Here is a 23,944-nt window from a genome sequence, read left to right as displayed (position 1 = left end):
CGCGCCCCCCGAATGTGGTCAGCCACAGATTCCCTCTCCACCGTCGCTCGGATTCCCTACCTGCGCCCGCCCACTTTAATCCGTCCCCAGCCGACTCTCGCACCGCCAGCAGCCTCGGTTCGCCGATTCGGGCCGGCGAGGTGCGCGACGGCAGCGGTCACACCCCGTGGACTACTTGACCCGGCAGATCCACCAGACCGAGCACGTCCGAACGAGCGCCCGCCACGCGCAAAGAGCCGCGACGGAGGAGCGGCGTCTCGGGGTGGGTGGGTGAGTGACGACGGAGGAGGAACGAAAGGGGCGGCGTACTACTTCGCGTACAAAGCCTCTACGTCTTCTTTGTGTTTTTCCATGACGATGTGGCGGCGGAGGGAGAGTTTCAGCGAGAGTTCGCCGTTCTCCTGGGTCCAGTCCGTCGGGAGGATGGTGAACTTCTTGATGCCTTCGGCCTTGGAGACTGCGTCGTTGGCGTCGTCGATGGCGGTGTGGATTTCGGCGATCAGGTCTTCGTCGTGGACCAGCGAAGGCACGTCGGTGGGCTTGTCGCGGGTCTTGGCCCAGGCGACGATGGTTTCCGGGTCGATGGTGACCAGAGCGGCGATGAAGGGTTTGCCGTCGCCGACGACCATGCACTGGCTGACCAGGGGGTGCAGGCGGATGCGGTCTTCCAGTACTGCGGGGGCCACGTTCTTGCCGCCCGCGGTGACGAGGATTTCCTTTTTCCGGCCGGTGATGCGGATGAAGCCGTCGGCATCGAATTCGCCGAGGTCGCCGGTGTGGAACCAGCCGTCACCGTCGATCGCGGCGGCGGTGGCTTCGTCGTTCTTCCAGTAGCCGGCCATCACCTGGCCGCCCTTGAAGCAGAGTTCGCCGTCGGAGGCGACGCCGACGGTGACGCCCGGCAGGGGGCGGCCGACGGTACCGATGCGGATGTCGTCGGGGAGGTTCACGGCGAGGGCGGCGGTGGTTTCGGTGAGGCCGTAGCCCTCGAGCACCGGGACGCCGATGCCTCGGAAGAAGTGGCCCAGCCGGTCGCCCAGCGGCGCGCCGCCGGAGACGGCGTACTGGACGTTGCCACCGAGCACAGCGCGCAACTTCCCGTAGACCAGCCGGTCGAAGAGAGCGTGCTTGGCGCGAAGCCCGAAGCCAGGCCCACCGTCGGACACCGCGGTCGAGTAAGCGATAGCTGTCTCAGCAGCAGCGTCGAAGATCTTGCCCTTGCCCGAAGCGTGCGCGCTCTGGCTGGCCGTGTTGAACACCTTCTCGAAAACCCGCGGCACGCTCAGAATGAACGTCGGCTTGAACGAGCCGAGGTCCGGCACCAGGTTCTTCACATCAGCGGTGTGGCCGAGTTTGACCCGCATCATCACGCAGCCCACCTGGATGATCCGGGCGAAAACATGGGCCAATGGCAAGAAAAGCAGCGTCGACGCGCCCTCGGCGAACAACCCGTCGAGGATCTTCACCGCGGTACCCAGTTCGTCCATGAAGTTCGAGTGGGTGATCTTGCACCCCTTGGGCCGCCCGGTGGTCCCGGACGTGTAGATCAAGGTCGCCAGGTCCGACGGCACGACCGCGGTACGGCGTTTGTCGAGCTCGGCGTCGGTAATCTCCTGCCCGAGCACGGTCAGCTCGTTGATCGCGCCCGACTCGATCTGCCAGACCTCCTGCAGGGCAGGGGCCTCGGCGCGGGCGGACTCGACGACGGCACCGTGGGCGGCGTTCTCGACGATCGCGACGACGGCTTCGGAGTCGGTCAGGATCCACTGGATCTGCGACGCCGAGGACGTCTCGTAGACCGGGACGGTGACCGCGCCGATACTCCAGATCGCGTAGTCGATCAGCGTCCATTCGTACCGCGTGGCGCTCAGCAGGGCGACCCGGTCGCCGTGCTTGACGCCGGCCGCGATCAGGCCCTTCGCCACCCCGCTCACCTGGCGGGCGAACTCGGCCGCGCTGATGTCCAGCCAGCCGCCCTCGACCCGGCGGCTGAAGACGGCGGTGTCAGGATGGGAGGAGGCGTTCGCCCAGACGGGATCGCTCAGGCCACCGGTGGCCGGGGGCTCGATCACAGCTGGAACGGTGTACTCACGCATCCGCGTCTCCTCAGTCGGTCACGATTTGTCGACTCCGGCGCACGCTACAGTCACCTACCCGGTAGTAGCCAGACAGATGTGACCCAGGGAACTAGGAAACACGTATGCCATCGCTCGACATCAGTTGCGACGACTTGGTCGTTGCTGATCCAGCCTACGTCGCGGAGAGGCTGGGCGCGGACACCCTCTGGCGCGAGTGGTGGCCCGAGCTGACCCTGACGCCGTCGGAGCGGCGCGGTCGCGAAGGCGTGCGCTGGGCGGTCACCGGAGCGGCGATCGGTACTGCGGAGTGGTGGCTCGAGCCGGTCCGCGACGGTGTCGTCGTGCACTGGTATCTCCGGGTCGACCCGGCCGGTTCCACGAGACCGCGGCGGCTGCGCAAGCTCAAGGAGCAGTACGTCGCGCGGTACCGCGAGCGGCTCTGGCGGTTCAAGGACGAGCTGGAGTCGGGCCGCGCCGCGGGCGAAGGCAGGCCGGACTCCGAACCCGCGATAGTCTCCGGTGTGGGCAACGGGGCCTCACCACCGGCCGCGGACCCGTCCCGGCAGAACACGTCCCGGCAGCGAAGAGGTGAATCGATGGCAGAGCAGACCACCTCGACCATCGTCGTGAACGCGACTCCGAAGGCGATCATGGCGGTGATCGCGGATTTCGAGGCCTATCCGGAGTGGGCGGACTCGATGCGGGAGACGCAGGTGCTCTCCACCGACGAGGCGGGACGGCCCAAGCAGGTCCGGTTCAAGGTGGACGCCGGGGCGATCTCCGACGAGTACACGCTGGACTACGTGTGGTCCCGCAACGAGGTCACCTGGACGCTGGTCCAGGCCAAGATGGTCAAGGGCATGGACGGCGCCTACGTACTGCGTGATCTCGGCACGGACGGCACCGAGGTGACCTACCGGCTCGCCGTCGACGTGGCGATCCCGATGATCGGGATGCTCAAACGCAAGGCGGAGAAGGTCATCATCGACACGGCCCTGAAGGGGCTCAAGAAGCGCGTCGAGTCCTGATACCGGTGACTCGGGTACTGCTGTACACAGGGAAAGGCGGCGTGGGCAAGACCACGTCGGCGGCCGGCACGGCCACACTCGCCGCGTTACGCGGATTGCGCACGCTGGTGCTGTCGACGGATGCCGCGCACTCGCTGTCGGACGCCTTCGACAGCGCGGTCGGCGGCGAGCCGACCGAGATCGACGACCTGCTGTTCGTCCAGCAGATCGACGCCCAGCGGCGGTTCGAGCGCGCCTGGGGTGACATCCAGTCGTACCTGCGCTCGGTGCTGCACGAGGTCGGCGTCGACCCGATCGAGGCCGAGGAGCTGACCGTGCTCTCGGGCGCCGAGGAGGTGCTCGCGCTGCTCGAGGTGCGCGACCACGTCCGGTCCGGCCGTTGGGACGTCATCGTGGTCGACTGCGCGCCGACCGCCGAGACGCTGCGGTTGCTGGCGCTGCCCGAGGCGCTGAACTGGTACATGGACCGGATCCTCAACGTCGAGCGCAAGGTGGCCCGCACCTTCCGGCCGCTGCTCAGCAAGGCGGCCGGGATCCCGATGCCCGACGACAGCGTGTTCGACGCGTTGCGCCGGCTGCACCGCGACCTTGCCGACATCCGCGCGCTGCTCGCCGGCCCGGACGCCTCCGTCCGTCTTGTACTCACCCCAGAGGCCGTGGTCGTAGCCGAGGCCCGCCGCTCGCTCACCACCCTGTCCCTGTACGGGTACCGCGTCGACGGCGTGATCGCGAACCGGGTGTTCCCCGCCGCCGGTGCCGACAACTGGCGCCGCCAGTGGGTCGCCGCCCAGCGCGGGATCCTCGAAGACGTGGCCGACTCGTTCCGCCCGCTGCCGATCTGGGAGTCGCCGTACCGCGCGTGCGAGCCGGTCGGCGTCGAGGAGCTCGCCGCGTTCGCCGTCGAGATGTACGGCGGCGACGACCCGTTCGCGCGGGCGACGGACGAGACCTCGCTGTGGGTGGACCGCCACATCGACACCGACGGGCGCACCTACACGCTGACCATGCCGTTGCCGTTGGCAACAGCCAGCGACCTCGAACTCGCCCGGCACGGGGACGATCTGATCATCACGGTCGGTTCGTACCGCCGTGTTCTCCCGCTGCCGGCCGCGCTGGCCCGAGCGGTCGTCGCCGGCGCGCGACTCGACAACGGGCGGTTGCAGGTCCGGTTCGCTCCCCGTGAGCCACTGGCCGGTACTACGGCGCAGGAGCTGGCCCAAGGCATTCGCGAGCAGTACGACGCGGAGCCGGCCGCGATCACGGAGGGCACCAGGTGACCAAGGAACCGGTCGGATCGGTCGCGGAGGAGGCCGCCAAGCTGTTCGCGGTACTGCAGCAGGCGACCACCGAGGCCAAAGGCCAGCACTCGTCCCACCAGGAGCCGGTGCACGAGGAGCCGGCGGACGAGGCAGCGGACGAGCACGAGCACGGTACGGCGCATCGCGGCGGACCGGAGTGCCAGTGGTGTCCGGTCTGCCAGTTGATCGCGAAGGTGCGCACCACGAGCCCGGAGACGATCGAGCAGTTGTCGAGCGCGGCAGCCGGCGTACTCGGCTCGCTGCGGTCGTTGCTGGAAGCCGCCGCGGAGGCCGCGCGGCAAGCCCGGGCGGACGCAGAGTCGCGGACCGCCGAGGATCCCGGAGAACAGCCGGCCCGGTCCCGGGTGGACCGGATCGATGTGAGTGAGGACCCCGAACCATGGGACTGACGATCGGCGTTGACGTCGGCGGTACGAAGATCGCGGCGGGGGTGGTCGGCGCCGACGGCAAGATCGGCGCCCGTACCCACCGCGACACCCCGGCGAACTCGGTGGATGCCACCGCCGCCGCCATCTGCGAAGCGGCCGCCGAGCTGATCGCCGACCACGAGGTGGAGGCCGTCGGGATCGGCGCCGCCGGGTTCGTCTCGTCGGACCGCTCGACGGTGCTGTTCGCACCGAATCTCGCCTGGCGCGACGAGCCGCTCGGCGCGCGGGTGGCCGACGTACTCAAGGTTCCTGTGGTGGTGGAGAACGACGCGAACGCGGCGGCCTGGGGCGAGTTCGCCTTCGGCGCCGCCCGGGACGTCGAGCACATGGTCTGCATCACCGTCGGCACCGGGATCGGTGGTGGCGTCGTGATCGGCGGCGAGTTGCTTCGCGGCGCGAACGGTGTGGCCGCGGAACTCGGGCACATGCGCGTCGTACCGGGTGGGCATCGGTGCGGTTGTGGAGCCCGGGGGTGCATCGAGCAGTACGCGTCGGGCAGCGCTCTCGTGCGGGAGGGACGGGCGCAGGCGGAGTCCGGTTCGCTGGCGGCGGCGCAGATGCTGAGCGTCTGCGGGATCACCGATCCGGCCCTGCTGACGGGGCCGATGATCACCCAGGCGGCGACCGCCGGGGATCCTTGCGCAGTCGAGTTGTTCGACGATCTGGGCCGCTGGCTGGGGGAGGGGCTGGCGAGTATCGCGACCCTGTTCGACCCGGCCACGATCGTGATCGGCGGCGGGGTGAGTGCCGCGGGCGACCTGCTGCTGAGGTCGGCCACGATCGCGTTCGAGAAGAACCTGCCGGCCAAGGCGAACCGGCCGCACCCGACGTTCGGGCTGGCGCTGCTCGGCAACGACGCGGGCATCATCGGCGCCGCGGACCTGGCCCGCAGGCCCGCCCCGGCCCCGGAGAAGCACCGGTGAGGCAGGCTGCCTGCAGCGGTCCTGGCGCCGGCGGGGCATCGATGAGGGACTTGTCCAGGGGTGGTTCGCTGGTTGCAGGGGGTTCCACCAGGAGGGTCGTGCGATGGCTCTGACACAGGCGCTGACGATCGGGATCGACATCGGCGGCACCAAGGTGGCCGCCGGCGTGGTCGATCCGGAGGGCAACATCCTGGACCGGCTCCGCCGGGACACCCCGACGAAGGACCCGCGCGAGACCGAGGACGCGATCGCCGAGATCGTGCACGACCTCGAGTCGCGGCACGACGTGATCGCGGTCGGGATCGGCGCGGCCGGGTTCGTCGACGGCACGCGCTCGTCCGTCCTGTTCGCACCGCACCTCGCTTGGCGGCACGAGCCGCTGCGCGACGCGGTCGAACGCCGTCTCGGGCTGCCCGTCGTCGTCGAGAACGACGCGAACGCGGCGGCCTGGTCGGAATGGCGGTTCGGCGGCGGTCAAGGCGAGAGCCACCTGGTCTGCGTCACCCTCGGGACCGGGATCGGCGGCGCGATCCTCAACGACGGCGCCTTGCAGCGTGGGAAGTTCGGCATCGCGGGCGAGTTCGGCCACATGCAGATCGTGCCGGGCGGTCACCGGTGCGAGTGCGGCAACCGCGGCTGCTGGGAGCAGTACGCCTCGGGCAACGCGCTGACCCGGGAGGCCCGGGAGCTTGCGCTTTCCAATTCTCCGGTCGCGCACAATCTGCTCCGCGCGGCCGAAGGCGATCCGCGCAAGATCAACGGTCCGATGGTGACCGAGCTGGCCAAGGACGGCGACCCGGTCGCGGTCGAACTGCTCGAGGATGTCGGCCGCTGGCTGGGCATCGGACTGGCCAACCTCGCCGCGGCCCTCGACCCGGGCACCTTCGTGATCGGTGGCGGCGTCTCCGATGCCGGTGAGCTGTTGCTGGCGCCCGCGCGAGAGGCGTTCAAGCGGACGCTGACCGGTCGCGGGTTCCGGCCCGAGGCGCGGATCGTGCGCGCGGTGCTCGGACCCGAGGCGGGCATGGTCGGCGCCGCGGACCTGGCCCGCGAAGAGGCGACCTGGTTGCGCCGGGTCCGGGTGAAGACGACCGCGGTGACGGCGAAGACGGCCGCCCGCAGCGGACGGTCCGCCCGGCTCGAACGGGCCGCGCGCAAGTCGGTCGGCCGGCGTACGGGCATGCGGACGGCGGAACCGGAGTTGTCCAAGCGGTCCGCCGAGGTGCAAGGCGAGCCCGAGGCATGACGGAGCGCCCGTCGCTGCGGGTGCTGTCGTACAACGTGCACCGCTGGGGCGATGATCGCGAGGCGCTGGCCCGGGTGGTTCGCGCCTGCGCACCCGACATCGCGTTGATCCAGGAAGCGCCGACCTGGTGGGGGACGCGCCGCAAGCGGGAGGCGATGGCGGCGACCTTCGGACTCCGGTACGTCGCGGCGTCGGCCCGCAACGCCGTACTGGTTGCCGACAGCACCGATTTCGCCAGTCCTTCGCAGTGGCGGGTCTGGCGGCCGTTCGTCCGCCGGCGGTTGCGGTTCATCGCGACCCAGCTCCCCGGTGGTGCCGTCGGTGGCCGGACCAAGCTCGGTGAGCTCGAACTGGCGCTGATCGTCTGCCACCTCGGCCTGCACATCCGTGGTCGCCAGCACGAACTCGACCAGGTACTGCGAGGGTGCAAGTCGTTCGGCCTGCCCTACCTGCTCGTCGGCGACCTCAACGAGGAACCAGGCGGCCCCGTCTGGGACCGGCTGGCCGCCGAAGGCCTGACCGACCTCGGCGTCGACGCCGGCCCGACCTTCCACTCGGACAACCCGGTCAAGCGCATCGACGGCGCCATGCTGTCGCCGGGCCTCGCCGGCCGAGTGATCCCACTCGACTCTGTCGAAGGCGTCACCCGCGCCGACCTGGCCGCGGGCTCCGACCACCTCCCGATGCTGGTCGAACTCACCCTTCCGTGAACTCGCTCAACGGGTCGATCACTACGTCGCGCCACCGGTCGCGGTGCCCGTGGGCCTGCAGCCGGTAGTAGATCGTCTCTCGTCGTTCCGGGCCGGTGTTGCCGCCGATGTTGTGCCCCAGCAGGTAATGCGCGAACAACACACTTCCGGCCGGGCCGGTCGCCTGCACCTGCTCGCCCAGTTCGATCTTCGGGTACGGCGCGCCGCTCGTGTCCTTCGACAGCTCGGCCAGGGCATCGGCGCCGTGCTCGGCCAGATACTCCCCGAACCGGCGATGCGTGCCCGGCCAGACGTGCAGGTTCCCGTGGTACTCCTCCTGCTGGTCGGTCAGCCAGATCCCGGCGAGCAGTGAGAACGTGTACGGCGTACCGTCCGGCGCGAGCGGAGTCACACCGTCCACGTGCGGTGCTCCCGGCCGGTGCGACCAAGGCGGAATCGTCGTCGCGATCTGGGCGAAGTCGGGGTCGTCGACGCCGAACTCCGGCCGCACCAGCTCGGCCGCCAGCGGTGCGACGGCCTCACGGTAGAGCTCGAGCAGCGGATGCCCGCCGTCCTCGAACCGGGGCCAGGCGAAATGAAAGCCGACGTGGCCCGGCTCGGGTGGGTGCTTCTCCAACTCCGCCGCCACCAGCATCCGGCCCGTCGCCAGTTGATCCTCGGTGAGAACGTTGGGAACGACCAGAAAGCCCTGCTCGCGAAACGTCGTACGCATGGCAGCGGAGATCCTCATGCTGCCCAGTCCAGCAATCGCCGAGTGCGATCCGCAACCGATTAATCCCTTTGTGTGGCAGGGAAATCGCGCAAGGATGGCGGTATGAGTGAATCGAGGCGACCGGTGGCGCTGGTGACCGGAGTCGGACGGCGGGCCGGGATCGGGGCGGGGATCGCGGCGGGTCTGGCGGCCACTGGGTGGGATGTCGCCTTCAGCTACCTGACCGGGTACGACGCGCGGATGCCGTGGGGAGCCGACGCGGAAGCTCGGGCGGAGACCACGGCGGTGCTCAAGGGGTACGGCGCGCGAGTGCTCGCTGTCGAGGCCGATCTCCAGGACGTCGAGGCGCCGGCCGCCTTGATCGGGAAGGTGCGGAACGAGCTCGGGCCGGTGCGAGCGTTGGTGATGGTGCACGCCGAGAGTGTCGACAGCAGCATCCTCGATACCACCGTCGAGAGTTTCGACCGCCACTTCGCGGTCAACGCGCGGGCGGTCTGGCTGCTGATCAAGGCGTTCGCGGAGCAGTACGACGAGCCGTTCGGGGCGGGCCGGATCATCGCGCTGACCAGTGACCACACCACGCACAACCTGCCGTACGGCGCCAGCAAGGGGGCGCTGGACAGGATCACCCTGGCGGCCGCCGAGGAGCTGAAGGAACTCGGTGTCACGGCCAACGTCGTCAACCCCGGTCCGATCGACACCGGCTGGATGTCGCCGGAGATCAAGCAACTGGGGATCGCCGCCACCGCCCTGGGGCGCCTCGGCACCCCACAGGACACCGCGAACCTCATCAGCTTCCTCTGCTCGGAGCGAGGTGGCTGGATGAACGGCCAGTTGCTCTACAGCAACGGCGGATTCAGGCCGTAGTCACTTCTTCTTGCGGCTGAGGAAGGCGAGCATGGCTTCCTGGGCGGCGGGGGAGCCGAACAGAGACGCCGAGAGCTCGGCGAGGTCGGTGCCGCGGGCATCGATGTCGGCGAGGAGTTCGCGGGTGAGGAGTTTCTTGGTCTCCCGGAGGCCTTGCGGCGCGCCCTTCAGCAGCGAGGACACGATGCCGGCGACGGCGGTGTCGAGGTCGTCGTCGGGGACCGCCTGGGTGACCAGGCCGAGGCGGGCGGCTTCGGTGCCGTCGAAGGTGTTGCCGGTGAGGAAGGTGAGGGCGGCGGCCCGGTCGGTCAGGCGAGGGATGACGGTCAGCGAGATCGTCGCGGCCGCCAGCCCGAGGCGCACCTCGGTCAGCGCGTACGTCGTACTCTCGGCGGCCACGCTGATGTCGGCCGCGGCGACGATCCCGATGCCGCCGGCCCGGACCGGACCCGCGACCCGGGCGACGACCGGCTTCGGGTTGGCCACGATCGCGCGCTGGACGTCGACCATCCGTTGCGCGCCGACGCCCATCCCGACCGAGGTCGCCTCGGACAGGTCGGCACCCGAGCAGAACACATCCAGCGCCGAGCGCACCACGATGACCCGGACGGCCTCGTCGGCGCCCGCGGACTCCAGGTGGGCCAGCAGTTCACCCGTCAGTTGCTGCGAGAGCGCGTTCTTGTTGTGCGGCGAGTCGAGCGTGATCGTCGCGACGCCTTCGGCCACAGCCAGGTGCACCAGTTCGGTCATGCCCGCCATCTTGCCCTGCGGCGATGGGTCACGCCGTAACCCACACCACCTAGTCGTCCGAATCCAGATACAGGCAGAACGGATGCCCGTCCGGATCCAGCATCACCCGGACGTCGTCCTGCGGCTGGAACTCCGCCAGCTCGGCGCCGGCCTCGAGCGCGTGCGCGACCGCCTGCTGCAGATCGTCGACCGCGATGTCGAGGTGCATCATCATCTGCGGCTTCCCCTTCTCGGCGGGCCACACCGGTCGCTCGTAGAGCTCTTCCCGCTGGAAGGCGAGGTTGTAGCCGGTCTTCTTGTCCGGGGCGAGTGTCACCCAGTCGGGCTCGTCGGCGTACAGCGTCCAGTCGAGGAGCCGCTGGTAGAACCGTCCCAGCTTCTGTGGGTCCGGCGAGTTGAGCGCGACGCCGAACCAGTTCGCTTTCGTTCTCAGTGCCATGGATCCACCATGAACCACGGCACCGACAAGATCACGCCGGCGAGCGGCGTACCGGCGTACGGCAAGCGGGCTACGGCGGTCAGTTGGCGCCGGCGTACGTCGGGGAGAGTTCGCGGGCGAGGTGCTCGACGAACAGGCCGACGTCGGTGACGATGCCGCGGGCCTGGGACGAGCCGCGGTCGGCGAGCTTGGTGACCGTGGCCGGGTTGATGTCCACGCAGGTGAGCGGGATCGACGCCGGCAGGATGTTGCCGGTGGCAACCGAGTGCAGCATGGTCGCCGCCATCAGGCAGTAGCCGACACCTTCGAGTTCGGCGCGCATCGCCCGCTGGCCTTCCAGGACGTCGGTGTAGACGTCCGGCAGCGGTCCGTCGTCGCGGACGGAACCTACCAGGACGAAGCTCTTGCCGTTCTGCACCAGTGAGTGCATCACGCCCGAGGTCAGCACCCCCTGCTTGACCGCGTCGGCGATCGAGCCGGCCTTGCGGATCGTGTTGATCGCGCGGATGTGGTGCTCGTGCCCGTGCTCGACACCGCGGCCGCGAGCGAGGTCGACGCCCAGCGAGGTGCCGTACAGCGAGGACTCGATGTCGTGCGTCGCGAGCGCGTTCCCGGCGAACAGGATGTCGACGAAGCCGGCCTCGATGATGGCGACCATGGCGGGCGCGGCGCCGGTGTGCACGATGCCGGGGCCGCCCACCCAGAGCACCTTCTGGCCGTTCGCCTTGGCCTCGCGCATCCCGTCCGCGACCTGCTTCACCAGCACCCGCTGCGGCTTCTCGCTGGACACCTCGGAGTCCATGAACCCGAACGCGTCCTCGATCGTCTCGACCAGCGGCGGCGTCACCCGGACGCCCTGCGCGCTGGTGATGATCTTCATCCCGACCTTCACCTCGGACATCGGGATGGTCCGGACCGTCTCGCCCTCGACCAGCAGCCCGCAGTCCATCTCCGGCTGCTGGACCGAGACCCAGTGACCGTTGAGCCGGACACTGGTCGGCAGGTTCGTGGTCGAGTAGAACCCGTCGGGGAAGACACCGTCCTGGCTGACGTCGGAGATCTCCGGCTCGCCCGGGTGCACGAGGTTCGCGCCCTTGGTCTGGATCCGCATCAGCAGCCGCTGCAGCGACTCCTCGTCCTCGGCGCCGACGGTCATCCGGACCGTGGACGGGTCGTCCTTGTCGTAGCCCAGGTCGAACTTGTCCAGCGTGTAGTCACCGCCGTACCCGCGAATGTCGTCCAGGACGCGGGACAGCAGTCCCGTGTCCATCAGGTGGCCGGTGATCTCGACGGTCTCGGTGACCTGCACGGGGCTGCCTCCTCTGCAGAGCGGTCGTCGGATTGTCCGACGATCGGCACTCTAGTGGTGCTAGACCACGGCTCCGTCGTCCGGGGTGTCATCCGGCGGGAGCCGGTCCTTCATCCGGATCACCAGGGTGAGGAAGCCGGCGATGAACCCGACCACCGCGAGCGTGGTGATCCGGCCGGTACCGAAGTCGAACAGGGCCGCCAGGATGAGCAAGGCGGGCCCGCCCAGCAGCCCGAGCCAGGCCGCCCGGCTGATCCAGTCCAGCCGTGGTCCGCGAGGTGGCTCCGGCGGCACGTAGTGGTCGTGCGGATCGTCAGTACGCCGGGCCGGCGGTTCCTCCGGCGGCTCCTCGTCGGTGTCATCCACGTCCAAGCCGGCCGGTACGTCGATCAGCGGCTCGTAGGAGTTCTCGTCGACGTCCTCGCTGACCGGCCACCTGGGCACCGGCGAGTCCGAGTGCCCCGGCGCCGAGGGGGCGTTGAACTGCTCGACCAGCGACTTCCACTCGGCGTCCTCGGCGCTGCGGTCGATCACCCCACGGGCCTGCTCGGCGGAGCCGGCGTCGACGAAGATCTCGTCCAGTCCAGCGCCGATCTTCTCGGCCGGGGTCGACTTCTCCGGCGCGTCCACATCGGCCTTCTTCGGTACGTCGACCTCGGCGAGCCCCGTGACGTCACCGTCGGTGTCACTCACCGGGGTGGCCGCCGGCTCGCCGGAAGGACCCGGCTCACCCGGCGTCACGGCGTACGCGGCGATGCCCGCCTCGGCCAGTGCGGCCAGGACCGGTTCGCTCACGAGGGGGTCGATGCCGCCCATCGACGTGTACGCCGAGGCGGACAGGCCGTTGTCACGCATCAGCGGCCGGCCTGGCGGCAGTCAGCCGACTGATGAAGGCGGAAGTGTCCGCGAAGATCCGCGGTGCGTCGTTGTCCAGAGTGGCCACGTGATAGCTGTCCTCGAGCAGGGTCTCGGTCACGTCGCGGGACGAGATCGCCGACAGGATCGCCCGTCCGGAACTCGGCTCCACGACATGATCGACAGTACTGCGGAACAACAGCACCGGCTGAGTGACTTTCGCCAGATCGTCGCGGGTCACCCGCCACAGCTGCGACAGGGAGTACAGGGCCTTGAGCGGCATCCGGTCGTACGCGCCCTCGTCGACGCCGGGCTTCTTGATGTCGTTCGAGATGCCTGGGAAGGAGGGGACCAGCCGCTGGAGGGCCGGCAGCAGGACGAGTCGCTTGTCGTCGGTGCGGACCGACGGGTTCACCAGGATGACGCCGGAGATGTCCGCGCCGTGCTGCTCGGCGAGCCGCAGGACGAGACAACCGCCCATCGACAGGCCGGCCACGAAGACCTGGTCGTGCTCCTTGCGGAGCCGCTCGAGTTCGTTGTCGAGGACGGCGTACCAGTCCTGCCAGCGGGTCGTGTTCATCTCCCGCCAGTCGGTGCCGTGACCGGGCAGCCGCGGTACGGCGACGCCGTAGCCCTCGGCGGCGAGATGCTCCGCGAACGGGCGCATCGAGCGGGGCGACCCGGTGAAGCCGTGGCTCAGCAGGATCCCCGTGCCGGCTCCTCCGCCGGAACCGGGGCTGCGGAACTCCTCCGCGTGGGCTTGCACTGGCACGGCTGCTCCTCGACAAGTTCTCGTAGTACCCGAGACGGCTATGGTCGCAGCCCGGAGGCGGCTCGCCCAGCCCCGGCCAGGGTGTCGCCCGGCTCTCGTGACCGATCTCGCACCCAGTCTGCAACGGGCTGACAACACTGTCCGCGACACGGCTATTCCTGCCCGTAACGTTGCCCTGGGTGGAGGGTGGAACGTAGGGTATCGGCCGAGCGACGGAGGTGAAGGCGGATGCTGTACCTGTTCCTCAGGCGATTCTTCGTCGGACCGATTGTGAAGCTGCTCTTCCGTCCCAAGGTCAGCGGGCTGGAGAACGTTCCGGCGACCGGACCGGCGCTGCTGGTCAGCAATCATCTGGCTTTCATGGACTCGGTGTTCCTGCCGGTGGCGGTACCGCGGCAGATCGTCTTCCCGGCCAAGTCGGAGTACTTCACCGCGCCCGGTCTCAAGGGCAAGCTGGTGGCGACCTTCTTCCGGTCCGTCGGCCAGATCCCGATCGACCGCTCCGGCGGCCGTGCCTCGCTGGCCGCGCTGAACACCGGCCTGGAGATCCTCGCCAAAGGTGAACTGTTCGGCATCTACCCCGAAGGCACCCGGTCGCCCGACGGCCGGCTGTACAAGGGCAAGACCGGCGTCGCCCGGATGGCGATCGTGGCCGGCGTGCCGGTGATCCCGGTCGCGATGATCGACACCGAGAAGATGAACCCGCCCGGCACCGTCTGGCCGCAGTGGCTGATCCGTGAGCCGGGCCGCCGGCTGCCGCGCCTGATCCGCCCCGGCGTCGCGATCGGTAAGCCGCTGGACTTCTCCCGGTACGAGGGCATGGAGCGGGACCGGTTCGTACTCCGTTCGGTCACCGACGAGATCATGTACGCACTGATGGAGCTGTCAGGCCAGGAGTACGTCGACATCTACGCCGACAAGGCCAAGGAACTGATCAAGGCGGGCGAGATCGTGGAGAACCACGTCAAGCCGCGGATCGACGACACGAAGGCCTCCTGACCAGCCCGATGGACAGCGAGCTGAACGTGCTCGGCGGGGCACTGGAGGAATGCGGGACCGATCCGCTCACCGGGTTCTTCCGCGACGGCTGCTGCAGCACCGGACCCGAGGACCTCGGCAGTCATACGGTCTGCGCGGTGGTGACGACCGAGTTCCTGGCGCACCAGCAGTCCGTCGGCAACGACCTGACCACGCCGCGGCCCGAGCTGAGCTTCCCCGGGTTGCAGCCGGGCGACCGGTGGTGCGTGGTGGCGGTCCGCTGGCTGCAGGCGTACCACGCCGGCGCCGCGGCACCCGTAGTACTGGCCTCCACGCACGCTCGCGCCCTCGAGACGATCCCTCTGTCGGTCCTGCGGGCCCACGCCGTCGACGTACCAGCGGACCCCAGCTCGCTCGGGTGAGACGGTTACGCAGCGGTTATGCGGGCTGGAATATGGTTCGGGTATGCAATTCGCGACGTTGAGTTCTGCGCTGGTGCCTGGGGTTCCGAGTCTGGAGGAGCTGCGGGCGCTCAAGCCGCTGCAGCAGCCGGAGTGGCCGGACGCGGAGGTGCTCGAGGATGTGATCGGGCAGCTCAGGAAGTTGCCGCCGCTGGTGTTCGCCGGTGAGTGCGACGACCTGACCACCAAGATCGGGGCGGTCGCGCGCGGCGAGGCGTTCCTGCTCCAGGGCGGCGACTGCGCCGAGACCTTCGACGGGGTCACCGCGGAGAACATCCGGGCCAAGCTCCGGGTGCTGCTGCAGATGGCCGTCGTTCTGCAGTACGCCGCGAGTGTGCCGGTGGTGAAGGTCGGCCGGATCGCCGGGCAGTACGCGAAGCCGCGGAGCAGCGGCGACGAGACCCGCGACGGGGTCACCCTGCCGTCGTACCGGGGTGACGCGGTCAACGGGCTGGAGTTCACCGAGGAGTCGCGGATCCCGGACCCGCAGCGGCTTCGGGGTGTTTACAACGCGGCCGCCGCGACGCTGAACCTGACGCGCGCGTTCACCACCGGTGGGTACGCCGACCTGCACCAGGTGCACGCCTGGAACACCGACTTCGTGAAGTCCTCGCCGGTCGGACGTCGCTACGAGCAGCTCGCCTCCGAGATCGAGCGCGCGCTCGCCTTCATGCGGGCCTGCGGAGCGACCGCGGACGAGTTCAAGACGGTCGACTTCTACGCCTCGCACGAAGCCCTCATCCTCGAGTACGAACACGCCCTGACCCGGATCGACTCGCGCACCGAGCAGCCGTACGACGTGTCCGGTCACCTGCTCTGGGTGGGGGAGCGGACCCGCCAGCTGGACGGCGCGCACGTGGAGTTCCTGGCCTCGCTGTCGAACCCGCTCGGGGTGAAGATCGGGCCGACCACGACCCCGGAGTACATCCGCGCCCTGATCGACAAGCTGAACCCGAAGGGCATCGAGGGCCGGCTGACCTTCATCACCCGGATGGGCGCGGGCAAGATCCGCGACGGGCTGCCGCCGCTGCTGGAGGCGGTCCGCGATCACGGTTCGCCGATCGCGTGGGTGTGCGACCCGATGCACGGCAACACCTACGAGACCCCGAACGGGTACAAGACGCGCAACTTCGACGACGTGATCAACGAGGTGCAGGGCTTCTTCGACGCCCACGAGCAGGTCGGCACCTGGCCGGGCGGTATGCACATCGAGCTCACCGGCGACGACGTCACCGAGTGCCTCGGCGGTGGCGAGGAGCTAGTGGCCGAGGATCTGGTCAACCGGTACGAAACGGCCTGCGACCCGCGGCTGAACAGGCACCAGTCGCTGGAGCTGGCATTCCTGGTCGCCGAGCGTCTGCGCGGCGCGCAGGCCTGAGCTGACTGGTTCGAGAGAAGGCAACGGCGTGATCGATCTCCGCTCGGACACCGTGACCCGGCCGTCGGCGGGCATGCTGGCCGCGATGACGAGCGCTCCGCTCGGCGACGACGTGTACGGCGAGGATCCGACTGTCACCGAGCTCGAGGAGACCGTCGCCGGTCTGCTCGGGCACGAGGCCGGACTGTTCACCGTCACCGGGTCACTGGCGAACATCCTCGGCGTACGGGCGCTCGTTGCGCCCGGCTCCGAGGTGCTCTGCGAGGCCAGTGCGCACATCGCGCGGGCCGAGCTGGGCGCGCACGCGGCGATCAGCGGCATCACCACGCGCACGTGGAGCGCGCCGGGCGGGCAGATCGATCTCGACCAGATCCGCGCCCTGATCGCGCCCGATCTCGGCCCGTACTTCGTGACGACGTCGGCCGTCTCGGTCGAGAACACCCACAACTTCGGCGGCGGCACGATCCAGACGGCGTACGACGCTCTCGCGGACGAACTCGACGCGCTCGGGATGCCGCTGCACCTCGACGGCGCCCGGCTCTGGAACGCGTCGGTGGCGTCCGGCGTACCGATGTCGGCCTTCGGTTCACGGGCTGCGGCGGCGAGCGTCTGCCTGTCGAAGGGTTTGGGTGCTCCGGTCGGGTCGGTGCTGGTGGGGTCGGCCGAGCTGATTCGGGAGGCGCGGGTCTGGCGCAAGCGGCTGGGTGCCGGTTGGCGGCAGGCCGGCGTACTGGCTGGTGCGGGTCTTTATGCGATCCGGAACAACGTCGAGCGGCTGGCCGAGGATCATGCGCACGCGCGGGAGATCGCCGAGATCCTGGCCGACGCTGCCCCCGGTTCGGTCAAACCCGACCAGGTGGACACCAATATCGTCGTAGCCGACCTCGCCGCCACCGGCAAGACGGTCGCCTCAGTTGTCGCGGCTGCCAAGGCCGAAGGTGTCCTGGTCGGGGGAGTGGGAGTCACCCAACTCCGCCTGGTCACCCACCTGGACGCCTCAGCAGAAGCCTGCCGCACCGCCGCCGAAACCATCGCCCGCCTCCTCCACTGACAACCTCCCGTCCCGCCGGCCACCAGCGCCAACGCCAACCGCCTCCTGCGCTGACGACTCCCGTCCGGGGCGCCACCAGCCGACGCCTCCTGCACTCAAGACCTCCCGTCCCGCTGGCCTCCAGCGCCAACGCCCACGCCCTCACGCACTCCCGTCCCGCTGGCCTCCAGCGCCAACGCCCACGCCCTCACGCACTCCCGTCCCGCTGGCCGCCAGCGCCGACGCCGGCCGCCTCCTGCGCTGACGACCTGCCGTCCGGGGCGTCATCAGAGTCCGGCGCTCCTTGGGACGCGTCGTCCGGAGGGTGAGGGCGGCCTGGGTGGTTGTCCGCGAGGTGACCGGGTGGGTGGTGGGCTGCGGGTTGCGAGCTACGCTTCGGCTGTCGGGTCACAGCGTTCGGGGAGAGCCGTGCGAGAGATCGTCGTGTTCAGCGGGAGTGCCCATACCGGTCTGGCCGACCGGATCTGCGCCGATCTCGGCGTCGAGCTGTCGCCGGTGGAGATTCATCGCTTCAGCAACGACTGCCTGCAGGTCCAGTTGCAGGTGAACTGCCGGCAGCGTGACGTGTACATCGTCCAGCCGCTGGTGCCGCCGACCCAGGAGCACCTGATGGAGCTGCTGCTGATGATCGACGCGGCCCGGGGTGCCTCCGCGGAGCAGATCACCGCGGTGATGCCGCACTACGCGTACGCACGCTCCGACAAGAAGGACGCCTCCCGGATCTCGATCGGCGGCCGGCTCGTAGCGGACCTCCTGGTCGCAGCCGGAGTCGACCGGGTGCTGACGATGGCGCTGCACGCGCCGCAGGTGCACGGGTTCTTCTCGGTGCCGGTCGATCACCTGACCGCGATCGGCGTACTGGCTGATCATTTCCGCTCGGCCGACCTGACCAACACCGTCGTGGTGAGCCCGGACCTGGGGAACGCGAAGACCGCGACCCAGTTCGCCCGGCTGCTCGGCCTTCCGGTCGCGGCGGGTTCGAAGCAGCGGCTGGCCGACGACCGGGTGGTGATCGACGCGATCGTCGGCGACGTGGCCGGCAAACGGGCGATCATCCTCGACGACGAGATCGCCACCGGCGGCTCGATCATCGAACTCCTCGACCGGCTGAAAGACCTCGGCTGCACCGAAGCCGCCGTCGCCACCACGCACGGCTTGTTCGCGGGCAAGGCGGTCGAGCGGCTCCGCTCACACCCGTCGATCACGGAAGTGATCAGCACCGACACCGTGCCCCGCCCCGACGGCTTCCCCGAACTCCAGGTCAGCTCCGTCTCCGGCCTCTTCGCCGCCGCCATCCAGCGCATCCACGACGGCGAATCCGTCAGCAGCCTCTTCGACGGCGTAGACCCCACCCACGCCCCACCCCAACCCAAACTCCCGTTCTAGCTCCTCGTACGACGCCCTTTCGTTCCTCCTCCGTCGTCACTCACCCACCCACCCCGGTTCGCGGCTCCTTCGTCGCCGCTCGTGAGGGCGGGGCGTGGCTGAGCCAGTCGGCTTGTGCGGGATGTGCGGTATGGGACGTGCGGTCGCAGTCATGTGCGCCTTCCCACGTACCTCCTTCGTCGGTTTCTCCCGCCCACCGCTGTTCGCGGCTCCTCCGAACCCTCAGCCGAGTTCGAGACTGGTGTTGGCGAAGATGCCCGGCAGTTCGATGTCGGGAAGGCGACCGGTGTACATCCGGGCGCACTCGAAGGTTGGCTCGAGGCTGAGGCGCTCGGCGAGCTTCACGGCGGCGACGTTGGCATCCGGTACGTCGATGGCGATGCTGGTGCCAGGAGTGCTCAGGCCCGCCACCAGCGCGTGGGCGACGTCGTCGGAGGTGGCGAAGAGGGGACCGATTCGGGAGCCTGAGCGAGCTTCTCGCAGTACGGCGAAACCTTCCAGCTGCCCGTCGCGCACGGCGGCGAGGGAGTGGTGGCCGGGGAGGTTCACCCACGACGCGAGGAAGGCGCTGCGGTCCGCCGGGAAGAAGCGGCGGTCGTAGAGCGCCAGTTGGTCGAAGGGAATCGAACGACCGTCGACCAAGGTGCAGTCAGCCACCGAGTCGACAGCCGGAACGCCCTCGTAGCGAACGTGGTTGTACGCGTGCCGGAACCCCGACTTGCGGTAGTTCTCCTGCTGATCGACCACCCCGTCGAGAGCGACGTTGCGCCCGGCCAGTCGATCCATCCCCGCTCGCCACAGCCGGATCCCGAAACCCTGGCCGCGGAACTCCGATCGGACGATGTAGAACCCGATGAAGCCGTACTCCGAGCCGTACCGGATCGCCGAGATCGACGCGATCGCACGCCCATCCAGCCGGCCCACCAGGAAGCCGGCCGGGTCGGTCGCGGCGAACGCCAGCAGATCTGATCGACCCGGGTTCCAGCCCTCCGCGGCTGCCCACTCGCCGAATTCCGCCAGTTCGGTCGCGCTCGCGACGCCGATCTCGAGTTCCGCCATTCCCACCTCCAGGTGTCGACGGAAACTGTGCCACCTCTATCGTCAGCGCCATGAATTCCGTCTCGTCCCGTGTCCTGGGTGCCGCGGCCGCCCTTGCATGTCTGGTGGTCGGGCTGGTCGCCGCGTTCGCGGTGGACGGCCGGCTGGACCGGCAATGGGTGATGCGGGGGATCACGATGTTGCTGGCGTTCGGCTGTGCCGCTGTGGTGGCCGCCGACCAGGGCCGGCGGACGCGACGGATCATCGGACTGATCGGCGTACTGATGTTCGGCCTCGTCTTCCCGGTCACCGCGACGATCTGGTCGAAGCCGCCCGAGATCGACTTCGCTCTCAAGGTCGCGGACGACGCGAACGCCGCGGCGTCCAAGGCGGCCCGCAGTACGGTCACGGTCGAAGACGTCCGTACTGCGGCCGTCGCGCGCGGCGGCGCCGTCGGCACCCTCAAGACGGAGAAATCTCCCGAGATCCGCGGTGCCGGCAGCTTCCCGCTCATCCTCCGCGCCAAGCCCGACCAGGGCCGCCCCCGAGCCTGCCTGTCCTACACCGGCCTCGACGCGAAGGTCCGCCCCTGCTGAGGAAGCCAGAGGCGGGCCGTTCTAGCTAGGGGATCGCCGTGGTCGCGTCGAACCAGCTGCTGGTGTCCGTCGCGCTCGGGGCGAGTTCCAGCCCGTTGGCGATCTTGATCAACTCGGCACGCTCGTTCGGTACCGTGCCTCCCAGCTCGATGCGGACCTGGAAGCCGTCGCCGTTGATGACCAGCACGGTGGCTCGGCCGTCGCTGCCGAGGTAGCCGGTGCGTCCGTTGATGCTGATGCGTTCGGCGTCCTTCGGCAGCCGTGTCGCCGCAGCGGACCCCGTGAAGTACGCGATCTGCACCGGTCCGCCTGCGGACACCATCACCGGTCCGTCCGGGTTCTGCGGCACGGACGTCTGGTCCTCCGCCGAGCCGATGGCTGCGATGAAGTTGTTCGGGGGTTCGCTGGTCGAATCGCCTTGCGGGTTCACCGACAGCGAGGTGACTGTCAGCCCAGCAGGCAGGTAGCCCACCCGGTACGGCGCAGGTAGCCGTTGCGGCGAGGTGTTCACCAGCCTCGCGATCTCGGTGGCCTTGGCCGGGTCGACCTCGCCCTTCACCTTGCAGTAGCTGGTGGTCCAGGTCCCGGGCGCCGGCTCCCAGGCGACCACCTTCGCCTTGACGGCCGGGCTGAGCGGGTCGGCCAGGGCGGCAACGTAGCCCAGCGTGCTGTTGATCTTCACCCTCGGGCTGCCCGCCGGGATGGTGCGGGCGTCGAACACGCCCTTGGCGTAGGTGTTCACCACGCAGGTCGTCCGGGTGTTCCCGCCGTCCAGGATGAGGCCCTGGCTGCGGTGCCCGAAAGCTCTCGAGTCATAGATCAAATTGGCCGACAACGGGAGAGACAGCCGGTCTTGCCAGGCCTCGTCGGCAGGCCGGGGTGCAGCCTGTACCGGGGGTTGCTTGTCGTGGCTGATCAAGGTCGGTACGGCGATGGCTACGGCCGCAGTGGCCGCGACAACGCCCAGTGCCAGCGGCGTACGGCGTCGGCGTACCGGGGTGTGCTCGGGGGCGGTCAGGATGCGGGCCGGGTCGGGGGCCGAGTCGGCCAGGTGGTCGAAGGCGTTGCGGAGGTCTTCTTCAGTGCGCATGGTTCGCTCCGGTGCGAGGTCTTGGAACTGTGGGGGAAGGCGCCATTCCGACCCGCAGGGTCGCCAGCGCGCGGGATGCATAGGCGCGGACCGTGCTGGCCGAGCAACCGAGCGTCTCGGCGATCTCCGGATCCGACAGTCCGCCGTAGAAACGCAAGACCAGTACTGCGCGTTGCCGCCTCGGCAGCTTGGCCAGTTCGGCGATGAGCTGGTCGCGATCGGCGTACCGGACGGCGTGATCGGGTGCCGAGGAGTCCGGATCGATCTGTGGGCGGGGGATGAACCGCGACCACTTGCGGCGCCAGGAGAGGTACTCGTTGACCACGATCTTGCGCAGGTAGGCGTCCGGCCGGTCGGCCTGCTGGATCCGGTCCCAGTTCCGCTGGGCCTTGATCACCGCGTCCTGGACCATGTCCTCGGCGAGATGACCGTCGCCGCACAGAACGGTGGCGAACCGGAGCAGCTTCGGCACACCCTGCCGGGTCCACTCTTCGAACGTCACGCTGCCTCCTCGTGCGGACCGGCGCGGTGCCGGTCTGTCCCACTAAAGACCCCGGCAAGCTCCGATTTGCTGCGCGGCAAGTGTTCAGAGTGTGAGAAATCGATTTCCAATCCGCCGCGGCGGCCGTGCCGGAGCCTAGGCTCGCGGTCATGACTCTTCCGAACCTGTCCGGAATCAGCGCGGTCGTCGACGTCGAGACCCGCTCCATCAGCGCGGAGAACCCGACCGGCGAACGCGGCCAGGGCGGCCGGCGTACCGAAGGAACCGGGGCGCACGCGGCCCGCGACCTCGGCATCGGCTGGAAGGTCTCGCCGTCGATCGAGATCGCCGCCGGGGAGACCGTCACGCTCGCCGACATCACCGGCTCGGGCGCGATCACCCACATCTGGCTGACCACCCACAGCGACAACTGGCGCCGGCTGATCCTGCGCGCGCACTGGGACGGCGACGAGGCGCCCGCGATCGAGACACCGGTCGGCGACTTCTTCTGCTCCGGCTGGGGCCGCTTCGCTCAGGTGAACTCGCTACCGATCTCGGTGAACCCGAACGGCGGCTTCAACAGCTACTGGGAGATGCCGTTCCGGTCCCACGCGGAGCTGACGATCGAGAACACTCACGACGAGTCCGTGGTCGTCTACTTCCAGGTCGACTACTGGCTCGGCGCGGTCGCCGACGGATCGGCGTACCTGCATGCCCAGTGGCGTCGGAGCAACCCGCTGCCGGCCGAAACCGTGCACACCTTGCTGGACGGTGTGTCCGGTCCAGGGCATTACGTCGGCACTTACCTGGCGTGGGGTGTGAACAGCACCGGCTGGTGGGGCGAGGGCGAAGTGAAGTTCTACCTGGACGACGACGAGGAGTTCCCGACGATCTGCGGCACCGGCACCGAGGACTACTTCGGCGGCGCCTGGAACTTCGACCTCGGTGAAGACCGTGGCGGCTACACGGAGTTCAGTACGCCGTACCTCGGGCTGCCGCAGATCATCCGCCCGGACGGCCAATACCAAAGCCAGCAACGCTTCGGCATGTACCGCTTCCACCTCCCCGACCCGATCCGCTTCCGCTCCAACCTCCGAGTAGACGTCCAGGCCCTCGGCTGGCGCTCCGGCGGCCGCTACCTACCGCTCCAGGACGACATCGCCTCCACGGCCTTCTTCTACTCGACCGCCACCAGCACCACGCGCCCAGCAACACCCACTCACGACACGATGGAGATCTGCTAGCTGTTAAACCCCCACGCCGCCGCCTACGGGCGCTCCTTCGTCGCGTCCTACGGCGGCCGGCTCCCACCCGCCCAAGCCGCAGCCTCCTCCGTCGGCTGCTCGGCTGCCTGGCTGGCGTGGTGCCGCACGCGCCGGCTCGTCGCCCGCGGGACGACGCACCAGTCGACTACTCCTGCCAGTCGACTGCCGTCGGCCGTTCGCCGCCGCTCTGGAGGAACTCCTTAACAGCTGCCCGTGCTACCTCCATCGGCACGACGGAGTTTCGTGGGAATTCCCGCTCGTTGCCCAGGTAGTAGTACAGAACCGAATCGCCGTCGCTGCTGGTGCTTCCCTTACTGAAGTACGTGCCATCGTTGCCGGAATACCGCAAGACGCCCATCGTCTTGTCGGCGTAGTCGACCGCCACCTGCAGTTCGTGATCAGGCCTGCCCGCCCTGTCGAGTCGCCCGTCGATGTACAACGCGGCGACTGAGTTCTCCCACGATTCAGCCGCGAGTGCATCGAGCATTTGGTCGACCTCGTCAGCGGTGGTCAGCGATACAGGTTCCCCGCTGTGCCAGCGCTTGAAGTAGGCCTTTGCCGTATGCGTCATCGTCTTGTCGATCCTGCCGCCAACTGGTCGGATCCGCTTGAACGCCAGTGTGATTCCAGGAGCGGGCGATGGAAAAGCCGTAACCCGGGCGGAAACCAAGCGCGCCACCTCAGCCAGGCACCCGTTGAGCGGGCGACGGAGGAGCCCGCGGCTTGGGGCGGGTGGGAGCCAGGCGCCGGAGGACGCGACGTAGGAGCGCCCGTAGGCGGCGGC

General features: G+C 68.9%; 25 protein-coding genes. 14 read left to right on the top strand and 11 right to left on the bottom strand.

The features are described from left to right. Positions 1–308: 308 nt before the first annotated feature. On the bottom strand, positions 309–2,096 hold the full coding sequence (locus tag EV138_RS02675; protein ID WP_133976871.1) for an AMP-dependent synthetase/ligase: 1,788 nt from the start codon (positions 2,094–2,096) through the stop codon (positions 309–311). A gap of 104 nt (positions 2,097–2,200) precedes the next feature. On the opposite strand from EV138_RS02675, the gene EV138_RS38545 reads away from it, so the two are divergent. The 6 genes from EV138_RS38545 (at position 2,201) to EV138_RS02645 (ending at position 7,732) form a co-directional block, all read left to right on the top strand. Further along, positions 2,201–3,106, top strand: a complete 906-nt coding sequence (locus EV138_RS38545; RefSeq protein WP_133976870.1) for an SRPBCC family protein — start codon at positions 2,201–2,203, stop codon at positions 3,104–3,106. Between the two features lie 5 nt (positions 3,107–3,111). Continuing rightward, a complete protein-coding gene (locus EV138_RS02665) occupies positions 3,112–4,383 on the top strand; it encodes an ArsA family ATPase (RefSeq protein ID WP_133976869.1) in 1,272 nt (423 codons plus the stop codon). After that, a complete protein-coding gene (locus EV138_RS02660; protein WP_133976868.1) occupies positions 4,380–4,814 on the top strand; it encodes a hypothetical protein in 435 nt (144 codons plus the stop codon). Before EV138_RS02665 ends, EV138_RS02660 begins: the two co-directional genes overlap by 4 nt. Further along, positions 4,805–5,776 carry an ROK family glucokinase gene (locus EV138_RS02655; RefSeq protein ID WP_133976867.1) on the top strand — a complete coding sequence of 324 codons (972 nt, stop codon included), beginning with the start codon at positions 4,805–4,807 and terminating at the stop codon, positions 5,774–5,776. The genes EV138_RS02660 and EV138_RS02655 overlap by 10 nt, the downstream gene beginning before the upstream one ends. Before the next feature lie 103 nt (positions 5,777–5,879). Continuing rightward, entirely contained in the window at positions 5,880–7,022 is a 1,143-nt protein-coding gene (locus EV138_RS02650) for an ROK family glucokinase (RefSeq protein WP_133976866.1), read from the top strand. Next, entirely contained in the window at positions 7,019–7,732 is a 714-nt protein-coding gene (locus EV138_RS02645) for an endonuclease/exonuclease/phosphatase family protein (RefSeq protein ID WP_133976865.1), read from the top strand. Before EV138_RS02650 ends, EV138_RS02645 begins: the two co-directional genes overlap by 4 nt. On the opposite strand, the gene EV138_RS02640 is transcribed toward EV138_RS02645, so the two are convergent. Continuing rightward, entirely contained in the window at positions 7,719–8,444 is a 726-nt protein-coding gene (locus EV138_RS02640; protein ID WP_166678469.1) for a phytanoyl-CoA dioxygenase family protein, read from the bottom strand. The two genes, EV138_RS02645 and EV138_RS02640, sit on opposite strands and share 14 nt — an antisense overlap. A 102-nt stretch (positions 8,445–8,546) precedes the next feature. Between EV138_RS02640 and EV138_RS02635 the strand changes: the two genes are divergently transcribed. Further along, complete coding sequence (locus EV138_RS02635) at positions 8,547–9,311, top strand: SDR family oxidoreductase (protein WP_133976863.1); 765 nt, start codon at positions 8,547–8,549, stop codon at positions 9,309–9,311. Here EV138_RS02635 and EV138_RS02630 read toward each other — a convergent pair whose 3' ends face one another. The 5 genes from EV138_RS02630 to EV138_RS02610 all read right to left on the bottom strand — a co-directional run bounded on the left by EV138_RS02630 (position 9,312) and on the right by EV138_RS02610 (position 13,436). Continuing rightward, complete coding sequence (locus tag EV138_RS02630; RefSeq protein WP_369410705.1) at positions 9,312–10,061, bottom strand: enoyl-CoA hydratase-related protein; 750 nt, start codon at positions 10,059–10,061, stop codon at positions 9,312–9,314. Between the two features lie 49 nt (positions 10,062–10,110). After that, entirely contained in the window at positions 10,111–10,500 is a 390-nt protein-coding gene (locus EV138_RS02625) for a VOC family protein (protein ID WP_133976861.1), read from the bottom strand. Positions 10,501–10,579: 79 nt separating this feature from the next. Further along, positions 10,580–11,809 (bottom strand): ornithine cyclodeaminase, nickel-pincer nucleotide-dependent, encoded by a 1,230-nt coding sequence (locus tag EV138_RS02620; RefSeq protein ID WP_133976860.1) that lies wholly within the window; start codon positions 11,807–11,809, stop codon positions 10,580–10,582. Between the two features lie 60 nt (positions 11,810–11,869). After that, on the bottom strand, positions 11,870–12,664 hold the full coding sequence (locus tag EV138_RS02615; protein ID WP_133976859.1) for a hypothetical protein: 795 nt from the start codon (positions 12,662–12,664) through the stop codon (positions 11,870–11,872). After that, on the bottom strand, positions 12,657–13,436 hold the full coding sequence (locus EV138_RS02610; RefSeq protein WP_238157915.1) for an alpha/beta hydrolase: 780 nt from the start codon (positions 13,434–13,436) through the stop codon (positions 12,657–12,659). Before EV138_RS02610 ends, EV138_RS02615 begins: the two co-directional genes overlap by 8 nt. 228 nt (positions 13,437–13,664) lie before the next feature. On the opposite strand from EV138_RS02610, the gene EV138_RS02605 reads away from it, so the two are divergent. From EV138_RS02605 to EV138_RS02585, 5 genes are all read left to right on the top strand, one after another. Continuing rightward, positions 13,665–14,435 (top strand): lysophospholipid acyltransferase family protein, encoded by a 771-nt coding sequence (locus EV138_RS02605; protein ID WP_112240380.1) that lies wholly within the window; start codon positions 13,665–13,667, stop codon positions 14,433–14,435. A gap of 8 nt (positions 14,436–14,443) precedes the next feature. Then, positions 14,444–14,836 carry a DUF2237 family protein gene (locus EV138_RS02600; protein ID WP_133976858.1) on the top strand — a complete coding sequence of 131 codons (393 nt, stop codon included), beginning with the start codon at positions 14,444–14,446 and terminating at the stop codon, positions 14,834–14,836. Between the two features lie 43 nt (positions 14,837–14,879). After that, on the top strand, positions 14,880–16,253 hold the full coding sequence (locus EV138_RS02595; RefSeq protein ID WP_202866597.1) for a class II 3-deoxy-7-phosphoheptulonate synthase: 1,374 nt from the start codon (positions 14,880–14,882) through the stop codon (positions 16,251–16,253). A 28-nt stretch (positions 16,254–16,281) separates the two neighbouring features. Further along, positions 16,282–17,304: a threonine aldolase family protein gene (locus EV138_RS02590; RefSeq protein ID WP_133976857.1), complete on the top strand. Its 1,023-nt coding sequence runs from the start codon at positions 16,282–16,284 to the stop codon at positions 17,302–17,304. Between the two features lie 408 nt (positions 17,305–17,712). Next, positions 17,713–18,690 (top strand): ribose-phosphate diphosphokinase, encoded by a 978-nt coding sequence (locus EV138_RS02585; RefSeq protein WP_133976856.1) that lies wholly within the window; start codon positions 17,713–17,715, stop codon positions 18,688–18,690. A 222-nt stretch (positions 18,691–18,912) separates the two neighbouring features. Here the strand turns inward: EV138_RS02585 and EV138_RS02580 are convergent, their stop codons facing one another. Next, positions 18,913–19,749 (bottom strand): GNAT family N-acetyltransferase, encoded by an 837-nt coding sequence (locus EV138_RS02580; protein WP_133976855.1) that lies wholly within the window; start codon positions 19,747–19,749, stop codon positions 18,913–18,915. A 50-nt stretch (positions 19,750–19,799) separates the two neighbouring features. On the opposite strand from EV138_RS02580, the gene EV138_RS02575 reads away from it, so the two are divergent. Then, on the top strand, positions 19,800–20,324 hold the full coding sequence (locus EV138_RS02575; protein WP_133976854.1) for a hypothetical protein: 525 nt from the start codon (positions 19,800–19,802) through the stop codon (positions 20,322–20,324). Positions 20,325–20,349: 25 nt separating this feature from the next. On the opposite strand, the gene EV138_RS02570 is transcribed toward EV138_RS02575, so the two are convergent. Then, on the bottom strand, positions 20,350–21,414 hold the full coding sequence (locus EV138_RS02570) for a hypothetical protein (protein WP_133976853.1): 1,065 nt from the start codon (positions 21,412–21,414) through the stop codon (positions 20,350–20,352). After that, entirely contained in the window at positions 21,404–21,916 is a 513-nt protein-coding gene (locus tag EV138_RS02565; protein ID WP_133976852.1) for a SigE family RNA polymerase sigma factor, read from the bottom strand. The genes EV138_RS02570 and EV138_RS02565 overlap by 11 nt, the downstream gene beginning before the upstream one ends. 149 nt (positions 21,917–22,065) lie before the next feature. Between EV138_RS02565 and EV138_RS02560 the strand changes: the two genes are divergently transcribed. Continuing rightward, positions 22,066–23,139, top strand: a complete 1,074-nt coding sequence (locus tag EV138_RS02560; protein ID WP_133976851.1) for a glycoside hydrolase family 172 protein — start codon at positions 22,066–22,068, stop codon at positions 23,137–23,139. A 166-nt stretch (positions 23,140–23,305) separates the two neighbouring features. On the opposite strand, the gene EV138_RS02555 is transcribed toward EV138_RS02560, so the two are convergent. After that, positions 23,306–23,731 (bottom strand): Imm1 family immunity protein, encoded by a 426-nt coding sequence (locus tag EV138_RS02555; RefSeq protein WP_133976850.1) that lies wholly within the window; start codon positions 23,729–23,731, stop codon positions 23,306–23,308. Positions 23,732–23,944: the final 213 nt, after the last annotated feature.

It is taken from the genome of Kribbella voronezhensis (assembly GCF_004365175.1).
Classification (GTDB): Bacteria; Actinomycetota; Actinomycetes; order Propionibacteriales; family Kribbellaceae; genus Kribbella; species Kribbella voronezhensis.
The sequence above is the reverse complement of the archived record's forward strand: the minus strand, read 5'-3'. Positions and strand labels throughout refer to the sequence as shown.

Coding starts and splice junctions, on each gene's coding strand:
- EV138_RS02675 (WP_133976871.1), bottom strand. CDS start 2,096: ATGCGTGAGTACACCGTTCCAGCTGTGATCGAGCCCCCGGCCACCGGT.
- EV138_RS38545 (WP_133976870.1), top strand. CDS start 2,201: ATGCCATCGCTCGACATCAGTTGCGACGACTTGGTCGTTGCTGATCCA.
- EV138_RS02655 (WP_133976867.1), top strand. CDS start 4,805: ATGGGACTGACGATCGGCGTTGACGTCGGCGGTACGAAGATCGCGGCG.
- EV138_RS02650 (WP_133976866.1), top strand. CDS start 5,880: ATGGCTCTGACACAGGCGCTGACGATCGGGATCGACATCGGCGGCACC.
- EV138_RS02645 (WP_133976865.1), top strand. CDS start 7,019: ATGACGGAGCGCCCGTCGCTGCGGGTGCTGTCGTACAACGTGCACCGC.
- EV138_RS02640 (WP_166678469.1), bottom strand. CDS start 8,444: ATGCGTACGACGTTTCGCGAGCAGGGCTTTCTGGTCGTTCCCAACGTT.
- EV138_RS02635 (WP_133976863.1), top strand. CDS start 8,547: ATGAGTGAATCGAGGCGACCGGTGGCGCTGGTGACCGGAGTCGGACGG.
- EV138_RS02630 (WP_369410705.1), bottom strand. CDS start 10,061: ATGACCGAACTGGTGCACCTGGCTGTGGCCGAAGGCGTCGCGACGATC.
- EV138_RS02625 (WP_133976861.1), bottom strand. CDS start 10,500: ATGGCACTGAGAACGAAAGCGAACTGGTTCGGCGTCGCGCTCAACTCG.
- EV138_RS02615 (WP_133976859.1), bottom strand. CDS start 12,664: ATGCGTGACAACGGCCTGTCCGCCTCGGCGTACACGTCGATGGGCGGC.
- EV138_RS02605 (WP_112240380.1), top strand. CDS start 13,665: ATGCTGTACCTGTTCCTCAGGCGATTCTTCGTCGGACCGATTGTGAAG.
- EV138_RS02600 (WP_133976858.1), top strand. CDS start 14,444: ATGGACAGCGAGCTGAACGTGCTCGGCGGGGCACTGGAGGAATGCGGG.
- EV138_RS02595 (WP_202866597.1), top strand. CDS start 14,880: ATGCAATTCGCGACGTTGAGTTCTGCGCTGGTGCCTGGGGTTCCGAGT.
- EV138_RS02580 (WP_133976855.1), bottom strand. CDS start 19,749: ATGGCGGAACTCGAGATCGGCGTCGCGAGCGCGACCGAACTGGCGGAA.
- EV138_RS02575 (WP_133976854.1), top strand. CDS start 19,800: ATGAATTCCGTCTCGTCCCGTGTCCTGGGTGCCGCGGCCGCCCTTGCA.
- EV138_RS02570 (WP_133976853.1), bottom strand. CDS start 21,414: ATGCGCACTGAAGAAGACCTCCGCAACGCCTTCGACCACCTGGCCGAC.
- EV138_RS02560 (WP_133976851.1), top strand. CDS start 22,066: ATGACTCTTCCGAACCTGTCCGGAATCAGCGCGGTCGTCGACGTCGAG.
- EV138_RS02555 (WP_133976850.1), bottom strand. CDS start 23,731: ATGACGCATACGGCAAAGGCCTACTTCAAGCGCTGGCACAGCGGGGAA.